This is a genomic window from Roseateles sp. GW821-FHT09G03, from assembly GCF_059416045.1.
The window spans coordinates 1,506,209-1,528,765 of the sequence record NZ_JBWKOK010000001.1 but is presented as its reverse complement, the minus strand read 5'-3'; the positions used below and the strand labels follow the sequence as shown (position 1 = coordinate 1,528,765).

Below are 22,557 nucleotides of genomic sequence, written 5' to 3'. Positions count from 1 at the left end.
CGCATCCATGGCGTGGATGTTCTCTCGCGTCTTGATGCTGGTGCTGGGCACGGGTGTCGCGGGCGGCTTGGGGTACTGGCTGGGCGAGTGGACGGGGATGCCGCACCTGGCCGCGGCGTTGGCCGCGGCGACGGCCGTCGTCCTGATGGCGGTCTGGGACGCGGCCCGGGCGCACCGGCTCGTGCACTGGCTGCGCGGCGACCAGAACGACGATGCGCCGCGCGTCGGCGGCCTGTGGGGCGAGATGGCCTACCGCGTCGAGCGCGGCCTGCGCGACCGCGAGCGCCGCTATGAGCGCGAACGCCAGCAGCTCGAACAGTTCCTGCTCGCGATCGAGGCCTCGCCCAACGGCGTGATCCTGCTCGACGGGCAGGACCACATCCAGTGGTGCAACGTCGTCGCCGGCGACCATTTCTCGCTGGATCCGCAGCGCGACAAGCTGCAGCGCATCACCAACCTGGTCCGTTATCCGGCTTTCGTCTCCTATCTCCAGAACGGCAACTTCCAGCAACCGCTGACGCTGACCAACACCCGAGCGAAGTCGACGCTGCAGGTGCTGGTGCGCGATTACGGCGTCGGCGGGGAGTCGCGCAAGCTGGTGCTGTCGCTGGACGTCACCGACCGCGAGCGCAACGAGGCGATGCGGCGCGACTTCGTCGCCAACGTCTCGCACGAGATCCGCACGCCGTTGACGGTGCTGGCGGGCTTCATCGAGACGATGGCCAGCCTGCAGCTCACCGAGGCCGAACGCAAGCGGGTGCTGCACCTCATGCAGCAGCAGACGACGCGGATGCAGACGCTGGTCGGCGATCTGCTGACGCTGGCGCAGCTCGAAGGCAGCCCGCGGCCGGGCGCGGATCACTGGATCTCGCTGGATCCGCTGCTGCAGCGCGTCGGTGCGGATGCGCAGGCGCTGTCGAACGGTCGGCACGAGCTGGTCTGCGAACGTCATACGGGCGTCGAGCTCGCGGGCGTCGAGACAGAGATCCTCAGCTCCATCGCCAATCTGGTGAGCAACGCGGTGCGCTACACCCCCGAAGGCGGGCGCATCGAATTGCAATGGCGCTGGCTGCCGGACAACGGTGGCGAGATCTCGGTCATCGACAACGGGCCCGGCATCGCGCGCGAACACCTGCCGCGGCTGACCGAACGCTTCTATCGCGTCGACGGCAGCCGCTCGCGCGACACCGGCGGTACGGGGCTGGGGCTGTCGATCGTCAAGCACGTCGTGCAGCGCCACGGCGGTGAGCTGCGCATCGAGAGCGAACCCGGCAAGGGTTCCAAGTTCAGGTTGCTGTTCCCCGCGGCGCGCGTGCGCGTCGTCGATGCGTCGGCCATGGGCGACGAGGCGGCGCCAGCTGCGCTGGCAGGTGGCGACGACGATCTCTGACGGCGGCTCAGGCGCTCACGAAATGAAGGGCTCCGTTCGGAGCCCTTCTTGCTTTCGGAAGATCGGCGCGCCTGGCCGCGGGTGCATGAGGCCTTGCCGGCGAGCGGCAAAACCTCAAGCACCCCCGTCCCCGAACCACCCAGCACTTTCACGGTCTGGGACCGGGGACTGAATCGATTCCTGACAGAGGGGCGCGTGCGGTGAGTATTGGATCAACGATCCTTCTGCATCACCAGGTAGGTACCGAAACGGTCCGTCGGGCGACGGACCACGCCGAGCACGCGCCAGCCACTCGGCGGCATCGGCGTGTTCTCAGCCTGCACCGTGATCGCGATGGGACAGTTGGTGCGGTCGAGCCCTTGCGTCGCGTCAACCTTCCAGTGGCCCTGGAACTCCAGCGCCGCCAGGGCATGGGTCGGCACGTTGGGAGCGGCGATGCACTCGACGTTCGCCGGCACGTGTGCAGCGATGCGCTCGATCAGCGGCTTGTTGCTGCGCGCGTAGTTCAGCGTGTGCAGGCCCAGCGTCATCGCCAGCAGCCAGGCCAGTGCAACGCCGCCGGCCGGCAGCGCGAGGCTTTTCCAGAGTGCGTGGCGATGTCGTGCGGTGCGCCAGCGCACCAGCCACAGCCAGGCCAGCGTGCCCAGCACGGCCACCACGAAGGTCAGCAGGCTGAATTGCGGCTCGTAGCCCTGCGCCAGTTTGCGGACGTTGGCCAGGAGCTTCGCCGGCCAGCCGATCTGCAGCGCCATGTAGTACAGCCACAGGAAGATGGCGCCGACGGTGAAGAAAAAGACCGAGAACCAGTCGAGCAGGGCACTCGCGCTGCGCTGGAAGGTCGGCAGCGCGAAGCTCGCCAGCACCGCGAGCGGCGGCAGCGCGAGCAGCATGGCGCGGTCGTCGGCGCCCATCAGCAGGCTGGTCAGCAAGGGCACCAGCGAAGCCAGCAGCGGGACCGACACATGGCGGCGCATCAGGTGCGAGCGCCAGCGCCACAGCGACCAGGCCGCCAGCGGCCAGGCCGGCCAGCAGAACCAGCCCAGCAGGCGGAGCCAGTCCAGCACGCTGCGTTCGCTGGCCTTCACGCGCCAGGCCCAGCCATGCATCGGCCAGGCGACCAGCGCGGCCAGGACCATGGCCGCCAGGATCCAGGGCAGGAACTTGCGGGCATCCTCGTAGGTGGAGCGGAAGCAGAGCCACAGCGCGCCGACGGCCAGTGCCAGCGCGACGACAGGCGCGCCGCTGGTGGCGAGCACCGGCAACGCCACCAGCATCGCCGTGCGGGCCTTCCAGGCGCGGAAGGGCAGCGCTGCGAGGCTGTAGACGAACAGCGTGATGCCGAGTAGCTGGAGGATCTCCGGCGTGATCTCGTGGCCCAGGCGCAGCAAGCCCAGGCTGGCGATCAGCGCGAGCAGGCAGCCGTCCGCCATGGCGCGGGCGTAGTCGACCGCGTGGGCCTCGCCACCGAAGGCGAAGGCGACCGGCTGTGCGGCTTCGGTACGCGCCAGGTGCAGGCAGCTGTACCAGGCCAGCGCCAGCACGGCGGCCAGCATCAAGCCGAACGGGATCCGCGCGGCGACGGAGGGATCGAGGAAGGGCAGCAGCTTGACGCCCAGCGCGCCGACCCAGTACGGCAGCAGTCCGCCATCCGCGGGCAGGCCGGCGATCGCCGGTTGCAGCCAGGGGGCGTGGCCCTGCGCGATGCTGGCGATGAAACCGAAGGCGGTGAGGTCGGCATTGCGCCAGGGGTCGCGGCCGAACAGGCCGGGCAGCACGTAGGCGGCGCACAGCAGCAGCAGGGCCCAGCGCGGGATCGGGTGCGTGCTGCGCTCGGCCACGACGGCCGGGGTGGGCAGATTCATGCGCGTCTGTCTCGTTGTCGTTGTGGATGCCGGTGCGCATCATGCCGCAGCTTCGCCGGCCTCAGAACGAGTCTCCTGACAGCGTGCGGTAAAGGCGGGCGAAGCCCTGTCCCCCGACGCGACGACGTGGCGCGGACGTCATGGCGCAGGGGGATGCGGCGGATTCCGCCGCGGCCATGAAAAAAGGCAGCCGGAGCGGCTGCCTTTTTGCGGTGACCGGATCAGGCCCGGTCGGGGAGGGCTGCTCAGGCCTTGGCGCCGGGGCGCAGGTTCGCAAACTTGTTGCGGAACTTCTCGACACGACCGCCCAGGCTGTCGATGCTCTTCTGCGTGCCCGTGTAGAACGGGTGCGATTCGCTGGAGGTTTCCAGCTTGACCAGCGGCAGTTCGCGGCCGTCGTCCAGCTTGATCGTTTCCTTCGTCTGCACCGTCGAACGGATCACGAACTGGGAACCATTGGACTGGTCCACGAAGACCACGTCGCGATAGTTGGGGTGAATGCCTTCTTTGGCCATTTGAAAATCCTCGCTGCGGTGCCGCCAGCCACACTGCCCCTTGCAGCGCACTTGTCGACAGCGGAAAAACGCGGAGTATAGCTGAAATGAGAGAAGCCGCCCAGGGGCGGCTTCCGTGAAGTCCAGAGAGGGGGCCGAGATCAGCCGCCGCGTCTCATCATGTCGAAGAAATCGTGGTTGTTCTTCGAGGACTTCATCTTGTCGAGGATGAACTCCATCGCCTCGATCTCGTCCATCGGGTAGAGCAGCTTGCGCAGGATCCAGGCCTTCTGGAGGATCTCCGGCTTGAGTAGCAGCTCTTCGCGGCGGGTGCCCGACTTGTTCAGCAGGATCGACGGATAGACGCGCTTCTCGGCCATGCGACGGTCCAGATGGATTTCGCAGTTGCCGGTGCCCTTGAACTCTTCGTAGATCACCTCGTCCATCTTGGAGCCGGTGTCCACCAGCGCGGTGCCGATGATGGTCAGCGAGCCGCCTTCCTCGATGTTGCGCGCGGCGCCGAAGAAGCGCTTCGGGCGCTGCAGCGCGTTGGCGTCCACGCCGCCGGTCAGCACCTTGCCGGAGCTGGGCAGCACGTTGTTGTAGGCGCGGGCCAGGCGGGTGATCGAGTCCAGCAGGATGATCACGTCCTTGCGCAGTTCCACCAGGCGCTTGGCGCGCTCGATGACCATTTCCGCGACCTGCACGTGGCGCGCGGCCGGTTCATCGAAGGTGGAGCTGATGACCTCGCCGCGCACCGTGCGCTGCATCTCGGTCACTTCCTCGGGGCGTTCGTCCACCAGCAGCACCATCAGGTGGGCGTCGGGATAGTTGGCCGCGATCGAGTGCGCCAGATGCTGCATCATCATCGTCTTGCCCGACTTGGGCGGGGCGACGAGCAATGCGCGCTGGCCTTTGCCCAGCGGGGCGATCAGGTCGATGATCCGGCTGGTGATGTTGTCGTCGCCGCGGATGTCGCGCTCGAGCTTGAACTGCTCCTTCGGGAAGAGCGGCGTCAAGTTCTCGAACATGATCTTGTGCTTGGACTCCTCCGGCGTCAGGCCGTTGACGCGGTCCACCTTGACCAGCGCGAAGTAGCGCTCGCCGTCCTTGGGCACGCGCACTTCGCCTTCGACCATGTCGCCGGTGTGCAGGTTGAAGCGGCGGATCTGGCTCGGGGACAGGTAGATGTCGTCCGTCGAGGCCATGTAGCTGGCCTCGGGCGAGCGCAGGAAGCCGAAGCCGTCTGGAAGTACTTCCAGCACGCCGTCGCCGAACACCTGCTCGCCGGCCTTGGCGCGCTTTTTCATGATCGCGAACATCAGCTCCTGCTTGCGCAGGCGGGCGACGTTGTCGATCTCCAGCTCTTCGCCCATCTGGATCAGGGCGGAGACGTGAAGCGCCTTCAGTTCAGAAAGATGCATGGGGGGTTTGACCCGGTCTGTCGTCCAGAGCCTGCCAAGGCCAGAGACACAAACAACGGCGAGCCCAAGGGACGCGCATCCGCGTTGCGGCGGACTTGAGGAAAGCGTGGAGACTTGGGCGCCGAGTCCACGCGCTCACCCGGAAGGTCGACGGCGTCCGAGGACGCCGTTTTGCCCGGGAGGGCGTGGTGGCAAGTTGTTCGCCGGAGCCGCGTGGGCCCCGACGAATGGAATCATTATAGGTTGGCGTCCAGGAAGGACGTCAACTGGGCCTTGGACAACGCGCCGACCTTGGTCGCGGCGAGCTGGCCGCCCTTGAACAGCATCAGGGTCGGGATGCCGCGGATGCCGAACTTGGCCGGCACTTCGCGGTTGTCGTCGACGTTCAGCTTGGCGATCTGCAGGCGGTCGCCGTAGTCCTTGGCGACTTCGTCCAGGATGGGGGCGATCATCTTGCAGGGGCCGCACCACTCGGCCCAGTAATCGACCAGCACGGGTTTGTCGGACTGGATGACGTCGCTGTCGAACGAGGCGTCGGAGATGTGTTTGATCTGTTCGCTGCTCATGGAGATGATCCTTGCGTGGTGTCCCTGCCGGGCGGGTGCCTCGGTCGGGCGGCCGGCCGGGCGACAATGCGTCGCCCCGAGGGCCCAGGTCTGCAGGGTGCGACGATTCTCACACAAGCCCGGAAACCTCGGCCCGAGTAGGCGCTCCCTCGACATGACGGTGCGCAGGTCGCATCTCAAGGGGCGCGGGCCTTGGATTTCGCTATCGTCGCGATGCGCGGAATCTACGGTGGACCTTTCCGGTCCCTCCGGCCCGCCTCCGCCTCGATCGCCGCCCCTGTCACCACCGTCACCGCCAGCATCACCGCCTTGTCGATCACGCCGCCGCCCTCGATGACGTCCCCGCCGCCGGTTGGCGCACCCGTGTCGCCGGTCGACGTTGCGCCGTCGGCGCTCGACTTTCCGTTGTCGCCGGCCCACACCAGCGCGGCGATCTGGGACGGCGTCACCCGCCGGGCTTCCGACTGGCTGGAGTCCCGCGGGCTGTCCGCACGCGACGCGGTGCTGCTGCTGCCATTCGCGCAACACCTGGCGCCGGCGCGGCGCGCGTGGATGAAGCTGTCGCGCTGGCAGCCGCGCATCGAGACGACGCACAGCCTGGCATCGGCGCTGGGGCCCAGTGCGCTGCCGCAGGCGGACCAGCTGACCGGCGATGCCGCGATCGATGCGCTGGCCGCGCGCGCGCTGATGCGCGGCCAGAGCTGGGCCGAGGCCCTGCGCAAGGAGGATCCTCGCGCCTATGACGCTGCAGTGCAGCGGCTCGTCGAAGCCGCGCATGCGCTCGCCCGCGCTGCCGCGCTGCGCGATCCGGCGCATCGAGGCGAGTTCTGGGAGCAGGGCCGCCAGGCACTCGCGCTGCAGAGCGGCGTGGGGCATCTGGAGCGCGCGCTGCTGGCGGTCGCGCTCGAATGGGCCGCGGCCGACCCGCGCGCGCCGGCGACCGATGCGCTCTTCGCGCTGCGCCCCAGCGCCTGGCTGCACCTGCAGTGCGGCGGGCCGGATCCGCTTGCCGAGGCGTTGCTCGCGAGCGCGGAAGCCGCCGGCGTTCCCTGCCTGCGCCTGAATGCCGATTTGCCGTTGGACGCAGCCTTCGACGGCGGCGCGCCGGTCGGCCGGATCGAGCAGGCCGTGTGCGACGACTTCGAAGACCTGGCGCAATGCAGCGCCGCCTCCGTGCTCGATCACCTGCAGGCGGGCCGCGCGCCGGTCGCGCTGATCGCGCAGGACCGCGTGCTGCTGCGCCGCGTGCGCGCCTTGCTGGAACGCCAGGGACTAGGCATCCAGGACGAGACCGGCTGGACCCTCGCGACGACGGCGCCTGCCGCTCAGTTGATGGCGATGCTGCGCGCTGCCCGCCGCGAGGCGACGGTCGACGACTGGCTGGCCTGGTTGAAGACGCCGCTGGCCGCGTCGCTGCGAGAGAAGGGCGGCAGCGCCTCGCTGAGTGCGCTGGAAGCGCACTGCCGCCGACGCGGCTGGTCCGTGCCGCAGGCGGTGCGTGCGGATCGCCTGCCGCCGGGCAGAGAGCGGCTCTGGGAAGCGGCGCGCGAGGCGCTGGTGCCGTTGCAACTGCGCGGCGCGCAGCCGCTCGACGCATGGATCGCCGCGCTGGGACAAACGCTCCAGCAACTGGGTGCCGACGAGCAGCTCAAGCGCCAGCCTGCCGGCGGTCCTCAAGTGCTTGAAGCGCTCTGGCTGAGCAAGACGCCCTGGCCGGGTTCCGGTCACGAAGCAGTCCTGCGAGGCGCGCAACTGAGCGCCTCTGAATTCGTCGACTGGGTCTCGCAGACGCTCGAGGCCGGCGAATACAAGCCGCCGCTCGAAGGCGGCCTGCAGATCATGATCACGCCGCTGGCGCGGACGATGCTGCGTCCGTTCGGCGCGATCGTGCTGCCGGGCGCGGACGCCGCGACACTGGGGCCGGTCCCGCCGGGGCCGGTGCTGATCGGCGACACCTTCGCGCGGGAGATCGGCCTGCCGACCGTCGAAGGCAAGCGCCAGGCGCTGGCCTGGCAGTTCGCGCAGCTGCTGCGCGCGCCGGCCGTGACGCTGCTGCGCCGCGGGCACCTGGGCAGCGAGCCGCTGGCGGCGAGTCCGCTGGTGGACCGGCTCGATCTCGCGCTGCAGGCGGCCGGTCATGCGCTGCCGCATTGGCACGATCCGCGCATCGAGGCGAGCGTGCCTGCGGCGCATGTCGACCGCGCCGCTGCGCATGCGGAAGGCCGTCTGCCATCGGCGTTGAGTGCGAGCGCGGTGGAGTCGCTGCGCCAGTGTCCGTACCAGTTCTTCGCCCGCGTGCTGCTGGGCCTGCGCGAGGCCGGTGAGCTCGACGTCCAGGCCGACAAGCGCGACTACGGCACGTGGCTGCATGCGGTGCTGCACCAGTTCCACACCGAGCGCGTGGAGGGCCGCGATCCGCATCTCGACGATGAAGCGCGGCTGCAACGCGCCGCTCAGGACCAGATGCGCGAACTCGGCCTGGCGCCGGCGGAGTTCCTGCCGTATTCGGCGAGCTTCGCGCGTTTCGTGCCGACCTACCTCGGCTGGCTGTCTGAGCGCGAAGCCGATGGTCAAAGCTTCGAACGCGGCGAGGTCGACCGCCGCGTCTGGCCGTGGGCGCAGATCGAGCCCGCGCTCGCGGAGCTCGCGCTGCTCGGGCGCATCGACCGGATCGACGACGCGGCCGATGGCCAGCTGCTCATCGACTACAAGACCGGCAGCCTCAAGGGCCTGAAGGACAAGGTCGCGAATCCGCTCGAAGACACGCAGCTCTCCGTCTACGCCGTGCTCATGGGCTTCGGCCAGTCGCACGACCAGGTTGCTGGCCCGCTGCGTGCGCAATACCTGGCCCTGGACGACGCCAAGGGCATTGCCCAGATCGAGCACGAGCATGTGGAAGAGACGGCGGCCGTGATGCTCGACGGCTTGCGCCAGGACCTGATGGCGATCCACGTCGGCGACCCGCTGCGGGCTTTGGGCGAGGGCGTCGCCTGCGCCTACTGCGAGATGCGCGGCCTGTGCCGCCGCGACGATTGGGATGGAGCCGCGCCGTGACCGCGCCGACGAACAGCACCCCGATGAACGCCGCCGCCTACACCCTCGACGGCGCGCCGGTCGCGCGCGAGCGCTTCTACGAACTGGCCTGCGACCCGGCGCGCAGCGTCGTCGTGGAGGCCTGCGCCGGCGCGGGCAAGACCTGGATGCTGGTCTCGCGCATCCTGCGCGCGCTGCTGGACGGGGCGCGGCCGCAGGACATCGTCGCGATCACCTTCACCCGCAAGGCCGCCGGCGAGATGCGAGCACGCCTGAAAGAGTGGCTGCACGAGTTCGCCCACTGCGACGACGCGGGCCGCGTGCTCGCCTTGCGCCAGCGCGGGCTGCCGCAGGCGCAGGCCGTCGAGCTCGCGCCGCGCCTGGCCACGCTGCAGCAGCGGCTGCTGCGGGACGCGCGTCCCGTGGAGATCCGCACCTTCCACGCCTGGTTCTCGCAGCTGCTGCGTGCGGCGCCGCTGGAACTGCTGCGCGCGCAGGGCCTGTCGCCGGAGCTTCAGCTGCTGGAGGATGAAAGCGACCTGATGCCCGAGCTCTGGCAGCGATTCCACGCCGCCGTGCTCGAGGACGAGGCGCTGCTCGCCATCTACCGTGACCTGAGCCTGATCCACGGCCGCAACAAGCTGCAGGACTGGCTGACGTCGGCGTTCGACAAGCGCGTGGAGTTGCGCCTCGCTCACACGCATGGCCGGCTGATGGACAGCATGCCCACGGCGGCCGAGGTCGTGCCCGAGCTCGCCGCGTTCGCCGATCCCATCGAGGCTTTCGCGACGATGCGCGACGAGCTGCAGACGCTCGCGATCGAACTCGGCCAGTCGACCAAGGTCACGCCGAAGAAGTGCGCGGCCGCCATCGAGCAGGCGCTGCAGCTGGCCGACGCAGACGCGCTCGCCGGTGTGCGCCAGGCGCTGTTCACGGCGGAAGGATCGCTGCGCAAGAACCTGGGTGAATCGCCCGCGCTGTCGGCAGCGTCGGACCGCCTGCAGCGGCTGCTGCTGGCGATCGACCAGGACCGCGCGCGCCTGTGGCACCAGCAGATGTGCGCGCTGGCGCTGACGCTGCTGGACGCGTTCGACCGGCTCAAGCGCGAGCGCGGCATCGTCGACATGAACGACCTGGAGCGCGGCGCGCTGGCGCTGCTTGGCGACGTGGACCTGTCGGGCTGGGTGCAGGAGCGGCTCGACAGCCAGGTCCGGCACCTGCTGATCGACGAGTTCCAGGACACCAGCCCGCTGCAATGGCACGCGCTGCATGCCTGGCTGTCGGGGTACGTCGGCGCGGGCGGCGGCGCCAGCGGTCAGCGGCCGCCGTCGGTGTTCATCGTCGGAGACCCGAAGCAGAGCATCTACCGCTTCCGCCGCGCCGAGCCGCGTGTCTTCGCGGCGGCGCGCGATTTCGTGCGCGAAGGACTGGACGGCGTGCTGCTGGCCTGCGACCACACGCGGCGCAACTCGGTGCCGGTGCTGGCGGCGGTCAACGCCGTCTTCGAATCGGCAAGCCTGTCGCAGCAGTACAGCGGCTTCCGCCCGCACACGACGGAGTCCGGCGGCGGCGATCCGCTCGATGGTGTCTTCTTCATCGACGGCGATGAGGCCTCCGATGACGAAGCCTCCGGGACGGGGCGGGAGGAGGGCGCCTGGCGTCCTAGCCTGACCGAGCCGCGGCGCGAGCCCGAGCTGCACCGCCGCGAGGCCGAGGCCGAGCGGATCGCCGCCTGCATCGGCGATCTGCTAGCGAAGAGGGAGGCGCAGCCCGGCGAGATCTTCGTGCTGGCGCGCAAGCGCGAGGGCCTGCGCGTGCTCGCGCAGATCCTGAAGGGCAAGGGCATCGCGCACGCGGCGCCCGAGGACATGGCGCTGCTGGACGCGCCCGATGTGCGCGACCTGCTGGCGCTGCTGGATGCCTTGGCATCGAGCGGGCATCAGCTGTCGCTGGCGCACGCGCTGCGCAGTCCGTTGTTCGGCGCGAGCGAAGCGGACCTGTTGTGGCTCGCCGCCGAGTCACGCTCGGTGAAGTGGTTGGGCGAGCCGGTCCTCGAGCCGGCGGCCGATGGGACCGAAGGTCCCGTCATGAAGACCTGGTGGGAGACGCTGCTCCAGGCGGACCCGGAGGCCTTGAGCGAGCCATTGCGCCGCGCGCAAGGCCTGCTGTCGCGCTGGGCCTCGACGGCGCTGCTCCGCAGCCCGCATGACCTGCTCGACGCGATCGTGCACGAGGGCGACCTGATGGCGCGCCTGGCGGCCGCCGTGCCGGCCAGCGAGCGCCGCGCGCGGCTGCATGCGGTGGAGGCGCTGCTCGCGTTGGCGCTGGAGCTGGATGGCGGCCGTTATGCCGGCCTGTACGGCTTCGTCCGCGCGCTGAAGAGCCGCGCGCTGAAGCTGGCGGCGCCCGCCGAGCCCGATGCCGTGCAGCTGCTGACGGTGCACGGCGCCAAGGGACTGGAGGCCAAGGTCGTGATCCTGATGGACGCGGAGGCGGGCCCGGCGCGTGCGGAGAGCATGGCGCTGGCGATCTCCTGGCCGGTGCAGGAGGCGGTGCCGCGGACGGTGGCCTTCCTCGTGTCGGAGGCGAAGCCCCCGCCGTCGCTGCAAGCCTTGCTCGACGACGAGAAGGACCAGCGCCAGCGCGAGGAACTCAACGCGTTGTATGTCGCGATGACGCGCGCGCGGCACCGGCTGCTGCTGAGCCGCACGCCGGCGAAACGTCAGAGTTCATCGGGGACGTGGTGGACGCGGGTGCAGCCGCAGGCCGAGGCGATGGCCGTGCCCGAACTGATCGACGACGCGTCCGCGCCGGACGAGGACGTCGCGCGCCTCAAGGTGCTGCCGCGTGTCGAGCCGCTGCCGGTCGAGGTGGCGGAGGCCGGCGCCGACGTCGGCCAGAGCCCCGACGAGGTCGACGACAGCGCGGCGCTCGGCGAGGCGCTGCATCGTGTGCTCGAATGGCACAGCGGACCGCAGGGCGGCACGCATCCGCTGGAACGGCTGATGGCGGCCGCCGCGCAGATGTACGGGCTCGACGCGCGCCGCACCGAACGCCTCGAGCGCAGCGTGCGCGCGATCCTCGGCAGCAGGGAGTGCGGGCCGTTCTTCGACGCCGCCGTGCTCGACTGGCACGGCAACGAGGTGCCGCTCAGCTGGAGCGGCCACGACATGCGGCTGGACCGGCTCGTGAGCCGCAGCGACGGCGCGGGTGTGCGCACGTGGTGGGTGCTCGACTACAAGCTCCACCCGGCGCCGCAGCGCAATCCCGAGTACATCCAGCAGCTGTGGCGCTACCGCGAGGCCGTGATGGCGCTGCAGCCCGGCGAACCGGTGCGCTGCGCCTTCATCACGGGGCAGGGCCGGCTGATCGATTGCACCGAGGCGGTGGCCGGCGCGGCCGACCTCTTCGCGTAGATTCGACGCCAGCTTGCTGACTGCGCAGGCCGCTGGCCCTCACCCCCGCCCTCTCCCGCAAGCGGGAGAGGGAGTCCGACTGGCGCCGTTCTTACTCCCTCTCCCGCTTGCGGGAGAGGGCAGGGGTGAGGGCCAGCGGCGGTGGCAGTGCGCAGGCTCAGGCCGGCGAGCCGTAATCCCCTTCGGACGGCCGGCTGTGCCAGGCCACCGAGGTCGTCGTCGGCCACGGCCCGCCGTCGCCCAGGCGCTGGTGCACCGCCTGCGCGCTGGCCGCCGCGGCTTCCAGCACGCGCGTCAGCGCCTGGAACTCCGCCATCGACGGTTCCGGCATGGCCGTGCGCAGGTAGATGTTGCCGCGCAGGCTCAGCAGCACGAAGGGTCTGCCCTCCACCAGCACGTCCTGCGTCGCCTGCGCCAGCCGCTCCGACAGGTCCTTGTCGAGCCAGGCCATCACCAGCTCCCGGTTGATGCCCACCGCGCCGAAGCGCTGCCGCACGAGCTTGGACTCCATCTGCGAGTGCTTGGGGAACATCACCAGCCAGCGCATCTCCTCGGGCGTGTCCGTGTCCACGCGCGTGCGCAGCGTGTCGGTGTAGGCCTCGAAGACGCTGCTTTCCAGACGCTCCATCAGCTTGCGCTCGATGAGCATCATCTGCATGTCGGGGTTGATCTTGAGCTCGCAGCGCATGCGCAGCTCGTAGCCGTCGATGTAGCTGCGCTGCGACGGCCCCCACTCGATGCGGGTGAGCCCGGGCAGCGTGCGGGGCAGGTCGATGACGAAGCCGCGCCCGTCGCGGGCCTGGCGCAGTTGGCCGCCGCGTTCCGAGGCCCATTCGCTCAAGGGACGCCACCGGGCCGCGTTGGCACGGGCGGCGAACCACAGTTTGATTTGTTTGATTACCATGAGGCGGGACGATGCGCGCGGGGCCAGGGGTCCGTGCATTGCGGTGTCGACGGAGTGGTCGATCGACATGTGGACGACAAGGGCCTCGCGCCCGAACGGAGAACGCTTGATGATCGAAGTGTATTCATGGCCCACGCCCAATGGCCACAAGGTGCACATCATGCTGGAAGAGTGCCGCCTGCCTTACCGGGTGATTCCCGTGGACATCGGCGCCGGCGACCAGTTCGATGCGAAATTCCTGGCCATCAGCCCCAACAACAAGATCCCCGCGATCGTCGATCCCGACGGGCCGGACGGGCAGCCGATCTCGCTGTTCGAGTCCGGCGCGATCCTGCTGTACCTGGCCGGCAAGACCGGGCAGTTCCTGCCGCCGGACACGCGCGGGCGCTACGAGGCGCTCCAGTGGCTGATGTTCCAGATGGGCGGCGTCGGGCCGATGCTGGGCCAGACGCATCACTTCCGGATGTACGCCCCCGAGAAGATCGAGTACGCCATCGACCGCTACACCAACGAGGCCAAGCGCCTCTACGGCGTGATCGACCGGCGCCTGGCCCACACGAAATACATCGCGGGGCCCGCGTACGGCATCGCGGACATGGCGATCTTCCCGTGGCTGCGCGGCGCGAAGAACCAGGGCGTGGAAATGGCGGACCACCCGCACCTCAAGGGCTGGTTCGACGAGATCGCGAAGCGGCCCGCCGTGGAACGCGCCGTCGAGGTGCTGGCCGAAAAGCGCCGGCCGCTGGTCGACGACAAGGCGCGCGAAGTGCTGTTCGGGAAGACGCAGTACGAGCGGCGCTGAGGGTCGGCGGCCCCGCCCGGCCGGGCGCCGGCGCATGCTGATGCGGCCGGATCGGCCGCGCCGCAGTATCGACGGCGACGGGGTCAGATCTTGCCCAGCCGCGCGCGGTCGCCGAGCTCGGTGAGCCAGCGGCGGCCGTCCTCGCGGATGGCCGTCGCCAGGCCCTTGTCCTGCAGGCGCTGCTGCATCTCCTCGCTGACCGGCATGCCGCCGGGCGATTGCGGGAGGAAGTAGAGCGCGGCGCGCTCGTCCTCGGTGATCACCAGGTCGGCGGGCGGGACGGGGAAGCTGAAGGTCGGCGGCGTGGACATGCGCCGCAGTATCCCTCAGGGTCCGGCTCCGTCAGACCGCGGCCGCGGCCTTGATCGCGCGGGTGCGGCGGCGGCCGGCCACGCCTGCCGCCAGCGCGGCGATGCCCAGCAGCGCCAGCGAACCCGGCTCCGGCAGTTCGCCCGCGGCGAAGGCCAGCGAATTGGCCATCAGCAGCGCGCCGTCGCTGGACGGATTCCAGCCGCCGGACCAGACGTCGCTGGAGGTGGGGAACATGTTCAGTCCGACGACCACGCCGTTGTGGTCCATGCGGTAGCCCGCCAGCGCCTGTCCGTTGCTCCAGTCGGCGACGATCTCGGCGCCGGCCTTGGCCGTGAGGCGGTAGCAGAAGGCGGACGCGCCGCCGTTGAAGCTGGTGATGTCGCGCATCAGCGGGCTGTCGGCTCGGACCACCGCGCCCAGGCCACCGCAGGAGTTCTGGTTGTTGTTGGTGTTGAAGACGTCGTAGTTGGCGGAAACGAAGCGGCCTTGCATGCCTTTGAATCCGGAGGTCGCGTGCGACAGGCCGGCCTCGACGACGCCGCCGCCGAGGTCCACGTAGTCCGCCAGCACGTTGCCCAGCAGCACGGCGCTGGCAAAGGGTACGGCGGCGCTTTCGTTGTAGACCAGGACGGCGTCATAGGACGTCAGCATCGCGAGCGTGGGGGTGCCGGTGGCGACGTTGAAGACGTCGACCACGCCGCTGACCACGCCGGTGGCGGCGATCTTCGACTGCACATCGGCCAGGCCGCCCGCCTGCACGGGTGCGCCGAGGATCAGCACCGAGGCTTGCGCGGCCGCAGCGGTCGCGCACAAGACGGCGGCGGCGAGGGTGGCGCGGAGACGGGGAAGGAGGGGCGAGCGCTTCATCGGGGGTTCTCTCTCGGACGGTCGTTGTTCTGGTCGTTGGCGGGAGGCCATGAAACGGGAATGGAAAGCAACATCCAAGCCATTGAGGCCGAATCCCCGGTGCCTCAAGCACTTGCGGCATCTGTCCCTGGAGAATGGGTCAGCGGATGTAATGTATCCCGACACTTCCGGCGTGGAAGTTGCTTCACGCATCGCCCATCCGGGCGGGTGCCGGCCTCCCTTGTAATGCGGGGGTAAAACACCGTCGGCCTGCGTGGCGTCCGGCGACGGTTGGAGGGAAACTTGCCCAGGCGTGAAGGCGCCACCTGCTTGCCAGCAGGTGGCGGATCTGATCACAACGCAAAAGGAGTCCTCATGTCAGCCAAGCCAGACCACACCGACGCCGTCGGCGGCGTCGAGAGTCACAACGGACGCTGGTTCGTCCGCGAAGTCGTCGGCGAGGCGCCGCCGTTCCGGGCGCGTTACCTGGTGATCGCCGCTCATGCCGCGACCGGCGGCAAGGCGGAACTCAACGGCTACTGGCACGAGCTGGAACGCAGCTTCGACACGTGGAGCTATGCCGCCGACGCGGCCCTGGAGGCCGCGCAGCGGACGATCGATTTCCGTCCCTGAGCAACAGAAGACCACGCAGAAGACAGCGCGTTGCGAAAGGCGGGCCAGACCAGCCGGCTCACATGCCCGCGGTGATCTTCTTCTGCAGCGCCTTGTACTGATCCACGCGGGGGCCGCCGAGCGCGACCGCGCGCTCGATCGCGAGCGAGGCCTTGTAGCGCTGGCCTTGCTCCATCAGCACCTGGGCCAGGTTGTTCCAGCCTTCGGGCAGATCGGGCCGCACGTCCGTGAGCCGCGTGTAGTGGCGGGCCGCGGTCCGGCGATCCTTCGCGGCGTAGGCGGTGTTGCCGGCGCCCAGCAGCAGCACGGGCTCGCCGGGCCAGCGCGTCAAGGCCGCCGTGTAGCCCTTGCGCGCCGCGGCGGCGTCGAGGCGCTCCAGCGCCGCCAGCGCCGCACCGGTGCCCGCGCCGTCCAGCGAGGCCGGCAGCAGATCGGGCGGCAGCGTCGTCATCGCCCAGTAGTCGCCGCGCGCCCAGGTGCGCTCGAAGACGGGCAGCTCGACCTCCTGCCGCGCGGTCTTGCCGCTGTGCAGCAGGATCGTGCGGCGTTGCTTGTCGTACCCGACGGCGACGGCGTAGTGCCACACCGGCGCGATGTCCAGCGACAGGTTCTGGAACACGATCACCGGATGTCCGGCGGCGACCTCGGTCAGCAGCGCGTCCAGCCGCGGCGGCAGCACGTAGGCCGGCAGCCCCTGTCGGCGCGTCGCGACCAGCATCTCCGTCTGCAGCGACCCCTTGCGGCCCGGCAGGAAGACCTGCGGCTTCAGCTGCTCGACCGTCGCGGACTTGCCGGCCGTGCGCAGCAGCATCGCGAGCGCGGCCGGGCCGCATTCGTAGTCGTCCTGCGCGATGAAGGGCGTCTTCGCGGACAGGTCCACGCGGGCCGGCAGATCGGCCGGCCACTGCCGCTCCAGCGCCTGCAGCTGCGGCGGCGTGCTCGCGCAACCGCCGAGCAGCAGCGCGAGCGCCAGCACCGGCGCGGCCAGCGGGATCAGCGACCGGCCGGACCCGGCTGTCTGAACGGGCTGCAAGGGCCGAACGGACCGCGTGATCGACATGGGGACCTCAGCGGATCGATCGCGTGAACGGGAAGACCTTGGTGAAGCCCAGGATGTCGGTGATCAGCAGGATCACGAACACGGTGAAGATGATGCCCAGCACATCGCCGCCAGCGGGCGCCTGGGCGATGCGGCCGTCGAGCGCGCGGATCTCGTCGTCGGACATCGCGTCCACGCGCGCTTGCGCGGCGGCGGCATCGACGCCTTCCTTGACCATCGCCAGACGCACGTCCTCGCGGGCGAAGAACGCGTTGACGCGGACGCGGCTGTCGGCGGCCGTGCCGGCCGTCGTGGCCGGTTGCACCAGCGCGTCGGTGGGCACGACCTGCGCGCTCGCATGCATCGGCAGCGCCATCAGCGTGCAGGAAGCGATCAGCGTGGACGCGATCGCGCGCTTGGCCAGCGAGGGGCGCGTCGCGGGCGCGAAAGCGGTGGCGGAAGCGGCTTGGGAAGCTTGTTCTTGTCGGTTCATGGTCGGACCTGGAAGGGAAGATGGCGAAATCCTAGGTCCCCCCGCGAAGCTGTTACAAGTTCGATTACCGGGCGTCACATCGGATGCAACTCCGGGGTGATCGGATGCCCGGTCGGGCTTGAAAAGCGTGATAGAGCGATGACGCAACGCCGGGCACCGGGCGCCGGGCTCTTCAGCGATCGCAGCGTTGACCGCTGGCGCTGCGCAGGATCCAGCGTTCGGCCTTGCGGGAGAGCAGCGCGGTGGAACTCAGCGTGCCGAGGTCGCAGGTCGTCGCGTCGACTTCGGCGAACTGCGCGAGCTCGACCGTGTCCGCATCGCGCCAGCGCATGAAGCGGAAGCTGATCGCCGTCTGATCGGCCGTGGGCTGGAACCGGTAGCGCTCGACGAGGCGCCCGTCCTCGCGGCTCCAGAGCACGACACCGTTGAACTCCGCGCCCGGCGACGCGTGCGTCACCACCAGGTAGCGGCCGTCCGGCGACGGGTTGACGTTGCCGTGCATCTCGTAGCGGGTGCCGTCGGCGCGGGAGATCCACAGCAGTTCGCTGCCGGCGGCCAGCGTCGCGCGAACCACATAGAACTGGCCGTCGGGCGACAGCCCGTCGAGACGGAAGTCGACGGCGGGCGCCGTGGGATCCGCGGGATCGGGTGGCTGGTTGTCGAGGACCACCGGGCGGCCTTTGGCGACCGGCAGCCACAGGCGTTGGTCGTCGCGGCGCGCCGCCAGGCCGAGCCGGCGCAGCACCTCGGCTTCAGCCTGGGCGCGGAACTGCTCGTCGGAACCTTCCTCGGCCGCGGGGCCACCGGCGGTCGCGGACGACGGCGCGAACAACATGCCGCGCGGCGCGAGTCCGACTGACGCGACCGGGCGGGGTGGCGAGGGCCAGGCATTGGAGGAGGCTTCAGCGGCGAGTCCCGTGAACAGCAGCGCGACCGCGATGGCCGCGCGGAGCGCGTGGCCGAATCCGGCGGCTGGCATCGCGACTGGAAGTGCGGCTGCAGGTGCTGCTGCAGGTGCGGCAGGAACGGCAGCCGGGAGAACTGCTGGCATGGCTGCCAGAACAGCGGGCGGGACGGACAACATCGGGACGGAACAGCGGGCGCGCGTGGAACGGAGGACTAGGCGCCGCAGTCTAAAAGCGCTCCGTTCGCTGGCCCACACAACTTACGCCTGGTGACAAGGCCTGCCCCTGACGGGGTCAGGCCTTGACCTCGACGACGTCTACGCCGTGCCCCTGCGCTCAGCGCTTGCAGCGCGGCGAGGTAACGTCCTTCAGGGTCCAGTTGTCGCCCTCGCGCGTGAGCACGACCAGCGTCTCCTCCATCGCATTGCGGCAGGTGAGGGGATCGCCCTGCGTGGTGCGCTCGAGCTCGATGGTCCGGTTGTCCTTCCAGCGCATGAAGCGGTAGAGCGCGAAGCGGTCGCCGGGCTCGTGCCGGAACTTCTCGACCAGCCGGCTCGACACGCGCTCCCAGATGAGGATGCCGTTGAAGTCCATCAGCTCGGAGGCGCTGACCACCGCCAGCAGGCTGCCGTCCGGCGACGGCTTGGGCGTGGCGCGCAGCCGGTAGCGCTCGCCGTCCTGGCGGGAGACCCAGATGACGTCGCTGCTCTCGTAGTAGGTCGCGCGCACGACGAAGAACTCGCGGTCCGGCGACAGGCCGTCGAAGCGGTAGTCCTCGTAGGCGGCTTCGCTGTGGCCGCTGGCGTTGGGCCAGACGCTGTCGAAGATCTCGGGCCGGCCGGAAACCGTCGGCAGCACCAGCCGCGAGCCGGTGCGCTTGATCAGGTCGTGCCGGCCTGCTGCGTTGGCCTTGCGGATCGCGTCGGCCTCGGCCTTGGCGCGGAAGGCCTCGTCGGAACCTTCATTGCCGGCCGCCTGGCCCGGGTCCGCCTCCGGCCGCGCGCGCTGCAGGTCCTTGGTGAAGTCGCCCTTGGGCGCGATGCCGGACGGCTTCGGCAGCGGGGGCGGCTTGTAGGACTGCTGCTGCGCGGACGCGGGACCGGCGGCCGCCAGGAGGGCGAGCGCGGTCAGCGCCGTCAGCGCGAATGGCGCGACGGCGTGGGCGACGGATCTGGCAACGGATCGGGCGAAGGGGCGCATGAAAGTCTGTTCAGTTCAGCCGTGTATCGCCGCGGCGACGATCTGGCCGATGGAGATGCACATCGCCGCGACCACGACGGCCAGGGCCATGTTCTTGTGCTCGACGATCTCTTCCCACAGCTTGTACGGGGTCAGCTTGTCGATGACGACGAAGCTGATCCAGAACACCAGCACGCCGATGAGGGCGTACAGGATGGAGCCCAGCACGATCGCGGGCTTGAGCCATTCGAAACCTTCCATGTCGTTCTCCTGGTCGTTCGTTCAAAGTCGATAGGGCCATCGATGTCGCCATCGATGCCGGTCATGGAGACCGTGGGGCGCGAAGGTCCGAGCGGGCCGGAGTGTCTCCGCGATTGCCGTGGCGCTCGTGACCGCTCGTGACTATTTGTGGCCGCCGCCACCGCTGCTGTAACCGCCGTAAGAGCCGCCGCTGGATCCCACGTAACCCACGCCGGAGCCGCGGCTGCTGCGCTTGCACTGCTGGTACTCGGCGCTGCTCTCTCCGTAGGTGTCCTTGTAGCGGTCGCAATCGTCCTTGCTGCAGGCGCGCAGCATCGCGAACAGCACCGCGATCACGAAGATCCCGATGATGATGTTGCGCAGCAGCTTGCCCTGGTCCATGCCCGACGTCACGTCGCGGCGCAGCGCCGGCATCTTGTCCTCGGGCAGCGCGGAGAAGCGGCGCACCTCGGCGGCGTCGACGGCGCGGCCGTGGCTCCAGGTGACCTCGTTGCCGGCCTGCTCGCTGCTGAGCAGTTCCAGCCGCGTGCCGTTGCGCCATTCGAAGTCGCGGACGAGGGCGCGTTCCTCGCGCTTGACGCGCCAGTAGAACTCGCCGAGCACGTAGGTGACCTTCGCGGTGTAGGTCCACTTGTGCTTGAAGTCCTTGTCCTTGTAGCGGACCGACTTGGCTCCTGCGTTCGACGGCGCGCCGGTGATCGGCCGCACGACGCTCCAGCCGTCCTCGGTGTCGACGAGGAAGGCGAAGCCCTCCATGCGGCTGAACAGCAGGTACTCGCGCCAGAAGGTCTGTTCGTCCTCGCTGGACTCGGGGATGTCGCAGCGCTCGAGGTAGCCGACGACCTGCCAGGGCTTGGGCGTGCCGCCCTCGATGGCGAGCATCCCGGTCGTGCCGAGGGGGATCTGCGGCTCGCCGCCGGTGTTCTGACGGTACGCCGCGAGATCGGCGCCGGCCCCCTTCGACACGTCGACGACGGACTTGCACTGGCCGCAGACGATGGACTGCGTCGTGCCGAGTTTCGGTTCGAGCGCCGCGCCGCAGTTGGGGCAGGGCAGCGCCTTCGATTGCAGCGTGGCGCCGCTGGCCTCGCGCAGGCCGGTCAGCGCCAGGTCGGCGAGCTGGACCGCGCGGCCGATGGACCAGGTCGGCTGGGCCGGATCGCTGTATTCGAGCGTCGCGACCTCGCCGGCGGTGTTGCGCAGGTCGACGACGGGGTAGCTCTTCGCGAGCTCCGGCGGATGCGGCAATTCGCCTTCGGCGGCGGCGAGCGTCGCGTCGACGATGGACGCGACCTGCCACGCCGACCCGGCCAGCATCTGCAGCTCGCCGGGGCGCAGCGTGGCGGGATCGGGCGCGCGCTCCTGGAGCGGCGCCTCGAAGCTGATGACGAAGCTGCCGTTGTCCTCCGCCAGCCAGCCGCTGCGGGGCGGCTGGTCGGCGCTGGCGTCGAACAGGATGTGCCACTCGTTCCAGCTGCCGTCGGCATAGGCCATCTGCAGCCGGCCGGCGACGACGAAGCCCGCGCCCGCGTAGCGCCCGGCGGCGCCGAGCTGCAGCGGCGAGTAGTCCTCGAACAGTTCCGCGCTGGTGCCGATCTTGCGCAGCGCGTCGCCTTCACGCAGCAGCGTGGAGCGGCAATAGCTGCAGACGGCGCTGGCGGACGCGGCCGAGGCGAACTCGACCGGCGCCCCGCAGTTCGGGCAGTGCGCCTGCCAGCGGCGCTGGGGGGAAGCGGTGGCCAATCAGGATCCGGAGCGGGTCATGCGTGGGAAACGCGTGGACGCCGGACGGCGTCAGCTGAGCTTCTTGAGCAGATCGGCCTTCTTGGCCGCGAACTCCTCGTCGGTGAGGATGCCCTTGGCCTTGAGGTCGCCGAGCTTTTCCAGCAGCAGGAGCACCTCGTCGGCGCTGGCGCTGACGGGTTGCGGCTGCACCACCGGCGCGGCACCCTGTGCGGCTGCTTGAGCCGCTGCTTGAGCGGCCGCCTGGTTGGCGCCGGACAGGCCTTGCTGCAGCTGCTGCGCCATGGTCTGGCCGAGCGCCAGACCGGCGCCCAGGCCCATCGCATCGCCCGCGATGCCACCGCCGCCGCCCGCGCCCACCCCTTCGGCGAGCTTGGGGATGGCTTGCGCGGTCTGGTACTGCAGGAACTGGCCCATGTTCTGGCCGATCATGCCCATGCCGATCTTCTGGTCGAGGATCTTCTGCAGTTCCTCGGGCAGGGAGACGTTCTGCAGCGTGACGCCCTCGAGCTTGAGGCCGAGCGCGTCGAAGGACGGGGCCGTGGCTTCCTGCAGCGCCTTCGCGAACTCCACCTGGTTGGCGGCGAGGTCCAGGAAGGGGATGCCGGACTGGGCGACCGCGTCGGAGATGTGCTGCAGCATCAGGCCGCGGAGCTGGCCGTCGAGTTCGGTGACGGTGTAGCGCTCGCGGGTGCCGGAGATCTCGGTGTGGAACTTCTTCGGATCGACGACGCGGTACGAGTAGTTGCCGAACGCGCGCAGGCGCACGGCGCCGAAATCCTTGTCGCGGATCGTGACGGGCTGGGTGGTGCCCCAGCGCTGGTCGATCTGCTGGCGGGTGGAGAAGAAGTAGACGTCGCTCTTGAACGGGGACTCGAAGAGCTTGTCCCAGTTCTTGAGGTAGGTGAGGACCGGCAGTGTCTGCGTGGTCAGCTTGTACATGCCGGGGCCGAACACGTCGGCGACCTTGCCTTCGTTGACGAAGACGGCCATCTGCGATTCGCGGACGGTGAGCGAGCCGCCGTACTGGATTTCAAAGTCCTGCATCGGGTAGCGGAACGCGAGGACGCCGTTGTCGTCCTCCGTCCACTGGATGATGTCTATGAACTGTTTCTTGATGAAGTCCATCAGGCCCATGGCGCTGCTCCACGAAAGGCACGGTCCAAGTCGACCGTCGCGAGGGAGTATCCCTCAGCGACGGGGCGACCTTGGTCACCCTGAGGGGGGAGACCTGTGCGGGGGAAGCGACGCGGCC

Annotated in this window: 19 protein-coding genes; 5 read left to right on the top strand and 14 right to left on the bottom strand. The window is 69.5% G+C overall.

Annotated features, from left to right (window positions below; translation table 11 throughout):
* The first annotated feature begins 7 nt into the window (after positions 1-7).
* On the top strand, positions 8-1,390 hold the full coding sequence (phoR, locus tag AC07OZ_RS06810) for a phosphate regulon sensor histidine kinase PhoR (protein ID WP_495466387.1): 1,383 nt from the start codon (positions 8-10) through the stop codon (positions 1,388-1,390).
* Between the two features lie 212 nt (positions 1,391-1,602).
* Here phoR and AC07OZ_RS06805 read toward each other — a convergent pair whose 3' ends face one another.
* From AC07OZ_RS06805 to trxA, 4 genes are all read right to left on the bottom strand, one after another.
* Positions 1,603-3,252: a hypothetical protein gene (locus AC07OZ_RS06805; protein WP_495466386.1), complete on the bottom strand. Its 1,650-nt coding sequence runs from the start codon at positions 3,250-3,252 to the stop codon at positions 1,603-1,605.
* A gap of 245 nt (positions 3,253-3,497) precedes the next feature.
* The gene (locus AC07OZ_RS06800; RefSeq protein ID WP_331614594.1) at positions 3,498-3,767 is read right to left on the bottom strand and encodes a type B 50S ribosomal protein L31; all 270 of its coding nucleotides are present in this window, start codon (positions 3,765-3,767) and stop codon (positions 3,498-3,500) included.
* 140 nt (positions 3,768-3,907) lie between these two features.
* Positions 3,908-5,170: a transcription termination factor Rho gene (gene rho / locus AC07OZ_RS06795; RefSeq protein ID WP_067270357.1), complete on the bottom strand. Its 1,263-nt coding sequence runs from the start codon at positions 5,168-5,170 to the stop codon at positions 3,908-3,910.
* A 236-nt stretch (positions 5,171-5,406) separates the two neighbouring features.
* Complete coding sequence (trxA, locus tag AC07OZ_RS06790; protein WP_088406647.1) at positions 5,407-5,736, bottom strand: thioredoxin TrxA; 330 nt, start codon at positions 5,734-5,736, stop codon at positions 5,407-5,409.
* Positions 5,737-5,949: 213 nt separating this feature from the next.
* On the opposite strand from trxA, the gene AC07OZ_RS06785 reads away from it, so the two are divergent.
* Entirely contained in the window at positions 5,950-8,790 is a 2,841-nt protein-coding gene (locus AC07OZ_RS06785; RefSeq protein WP_495466385.1) for a PD-(D/E)XK nuclease family protein, read from the top strand.
* Positions 8,787-12,185 (top strand): UvrD-helicase domain-containing protein, encoded by a 3,399-nt coding sequence (locus AC07OZ_RS06780; protein WP_495466384.1) that lies wholly within the window; start codon positions 8,787-8,789, stop codon positions 12,183-12,185. The genes AC07OZ_RS06785 and AC07OZ_RS06780 overlap by 4 nt, the downstream gene beginning before the upstream one ends.
* Positions 12,186-12,342: 157 nt before the next feature.
* Here AC07OZ_RS06780 and AC07OZ_RS06775 read toward each other — a convergent pair whose 3' ends face one another.
* Complete coding sequence (locus AC07OZ_RS06775; protein WP_495466383.1) at positions 12,343-13,026, bottom strand: hypothetical protein; 684 nt, start codon at positions 13,024-13,026, stop codon at positions 12,343-12,345.
* 172 nt (positions 13,027-13,198) lie between these two features.
* Here AC07OZ_RS06775 and AC07OZ_RS06770 point away from each other — a divergent pair, with 172 nt between their 5' ends.
* On the top strand, positions 13,199-13,891 hold the full coding sequence (locus tag AC07OZ_RS06770; protein WP_495466382.1) for a glutathione S-transferase N-terminal domain-containing protein: 693 nt from the start codon (positions 13,199-13,201) through the stop codon (positions 13,889-13,891).
* Between the two features lie 83 nt (positions 13,892-13,974).
* Here AC07OZ_RS06770 and AC07OZ_RS06765 read toward each other — a convergent pair whose 3' ends face one another.
* Together AC07OZ_RS06765 and AC07OZ_RS06760 are read right to left on the bottom strand one after the other, a co-directional pair.
* Positions 13,975-14,202, bottom strand: a complete 228-nt coding sequence (locus AC07OZ_RS06765) for a hypothetical protein (protein WP_067270377.1) — start codon at positions 14,200-14,202, stop codon at positions 13,975-13,977.
* A gap of 31 nt (positions 14,203-14,233) precedes the next feature.
* A complete protein-coding gene (locus AC07OZ_RS06760; RefSeq protein ID WP_495466381.1) occupies positions 14,234-15,070 on the bottom strand; it encodes a PEP-CTERM sorting domain-containing protein in 837 nt (278 codons plus the stop codon).
* Positions 15,071-15,424: 354 nt separating this feature from the next.
* Between AC07OZ_RS06760 and AC07OZ_RS06755 the strand changes: the two genes are divergently transcribed.
* Positions 15,425-15,682: a hypothetical protein gene (locus AC07OZ_RS06755; protein ID WP_495466380.1), complete on the top strand. Its 258-nt coding sequence runs from the start codon at positions 15,425-15,427 to the stop codon at positions 15,680-15,682.
* 58 nt (positions 15,683-15,740) lie between these two features.
* On the opposite strand, the gene AC07OZ_RS06750 is transcribed toward AC07OZ_RS06755, so the two are convergent.
* The 7 genes from AC07OZ_RS06750 to AC07OZ_RS06720 all read right to left on the bottom strand — a co-directional run bounded on the left by AC07OZ_RS06750 (position 15,741) and on the right by AC07OZ_RS06720 (position 22,439).
* Complete coding sequence (locus AC07OZ_RS06750) at positions 15,741-16,742, bottom strand: PA2778 family cysteine peptidase (protein WP_495466379.1); 1,002 nt, start codon at positions 16,740-16,742, stop codon at positions 15,741-15,743.
* Positions 16,743-16,749: 7 nt separating this feature from the next.
* A complete protein-coding gene (locus AC07OZ_RS06745; protein ID WP_495466378.1) occupies positions 16,750-17,214 on the bottom strand; it encodes a PA2779 family protein in 465 nt (154 codons plus the stop codon).
* A 172-nt stretch (positions 17,215-17,386) separates the two neighbouring features.
* The gene (locus tag AC07OZ_RS06740; protein WP_495466377.1) at positions 17,387-18,193 is read right to left on the bottom strand and encodes a hypothetical protein; all 807 of its coding nucleotides are present in this window, start codon (positions 18,191-18,193) and stop codon (positions 17,387-17,389) included.
* Between the two features lie 262 nt (positions 18,194-18,455).
* Positions 18,456-19,319: a hypothetical protein gene (locus AC07OZ_RS06735; protein WP_495466376.1), complete on the bottom strand. Its 864-nt coding sequence runs from the start codon at positions 19,317-19,319 to the stop codon at positions 18,456-18,458.
* A gap of 15 nt (positions 19,320-19,334) precedes the next feature.
* The gene (locus AC07OZ_RS06730) at positions 19,335-19,559 is read right to left on the bottom strand and encodes a DUF350 domain-containing protein (protein WP_297525741.1); all 225 of its coding nucleotides are present in this window, start codon (positions 19,557-19,559) and stop codon (positions 19,335-19,337) included.
* Between the two features lie 141 nt (positions 19,560-19,700).
* Positions 19,701-21,302, bottom strand: coding sequence for a DUF4178 domain-containing protein (locus tag AC07OZ_RS06725; RefSeq protein ID WP_495466375.1), 1,602 nt, complete (start codon positions 21,300-21,302; stop codon positions 19,701-19,703).
* Between the two features lie 51 nt (positions 21,303-21,353).
* Positions 21,354-22,439, bottom strand: coding sequence for an SPFH domain-containing protein (locus AC07OZ_RS06720; protein ID WP_495466374.1), 1,086 nt, complete (start codon positions 22,437-22,439; stop codon positions 21,354-21,356).
* Between the last annotated feature and the right edge of the window lie 118 nt (positions 22,440-22,557).

Coding starts and splice junctions, on each gene's coding strand:
- AC07OZ_RS06770 (WP_495466382.1), top strand. CDS start 13,199: ATGATCGAAGTGTATTCATGGCCCACGCCCAATGGCCACAAGGTGCAC.
- AC07OZ_RS06740 (WP_495466377.1), bottom strand. CDS start 18,193: ATGCCAGCCGCCGGATTCGGCCACGCGCTCCGCGCGGCCATCGCGGTC.
- phoR (WP_495466387.1), top strand. CDS start 8: ATGGCGTGGATGTTCTCTCGCGTCTTGATGCTGGTGCTGGGCACGGGT.
- AC07OZ_RS06735 (WP_495466376.1), bottom strand. CDS start 19,319: ATGCGCCCCTTCGCCCGATCCGTTGCCAGATCCGTCGCCCACGCCGTC.
- AC07OZ_RS06720 (WP_495466374.1), bottom strand. CDS start 22,439: ATGGGCCTGATGGACTTCATCAAGAAACAGTTCATAGACATCATCCAG.
- AC07OZ_RS06800 (WP_331614594.1), bottom strand. CDS start 3,767: ATGGCCAAAGAAGGCATTCACCCCAACTATCGCGACGTGGTCTTCGTG.
- AC07OZ_RS06805 (WP_495466386.1), bottom strand. CDS start 3,252: ATGAATCTGCCCACCCCGGCCGTCGTGGCCGAGCGCAGCACGCACCCG.
- rho (WP_067270357.1), bottom strand. CDS start 5,170: ATGCATCTTTCTGAACTGAAGGCGCTTCACGTCTCCGCCCTGATCCAG.
- AC07OZ_RS06760 (WP_495466381.1), bottom strand. CDS start 15,070: ATGAAGCGCTCGCCCCTCCTTCCCCGTCTCCGCGCCACCCTCGCCGCC.
- AC07OZ_RS06750 (WP_495466379.1), bottom strand. CDS start 16,742: ATGTCGATCACGCGGTCCGTTCGGCCCTTGCAGCCCGTTCAGACAGCC.
- AC07OZ_RS06785 (WP_495466385.1), top strand. CDS start 5,950: ATGCGCGGAATCTACGGTGGACCTTTCCGGTCCCTCCGGCCCGCCTCC.
- AC07OZ_RS06745 (WP_495466378.1), bottom strand. CDS start 17,214: ATGAACCGACAAGAACAAGCTTCCCAAGCCGCTTCCGCCACCGCTTTC.
- AC07OZ_RS06765 (WP_067270377.1), bottom strand. CDS start 14,202: ATGTCCACGCCGCCGACCTTCAGCTTCCCCGTCCCGCCCGCCGACCTG.
- AC07OZ_RS06755 (WP_495466380.1), top strand. CDS start 15,425: ATGTCAGCCAAGCCAGACCACACCGACGCCGTCGGCGGCGTCGAGAGT.
- trxA (WP_088406647.1), bottom strand. CDS start 5,736: ATGAGCAGCGAACAGATCAAACACATCTCCGACGCCTCGTTCGACAGC.
- AC07OZ_RS06730 (WP_297525741.1), bottom strand. CDS start 19,559: ATGGAAGGTTTCGAATGGCTCAAGCCCGCGATCGTGCTGGGCTCCATC.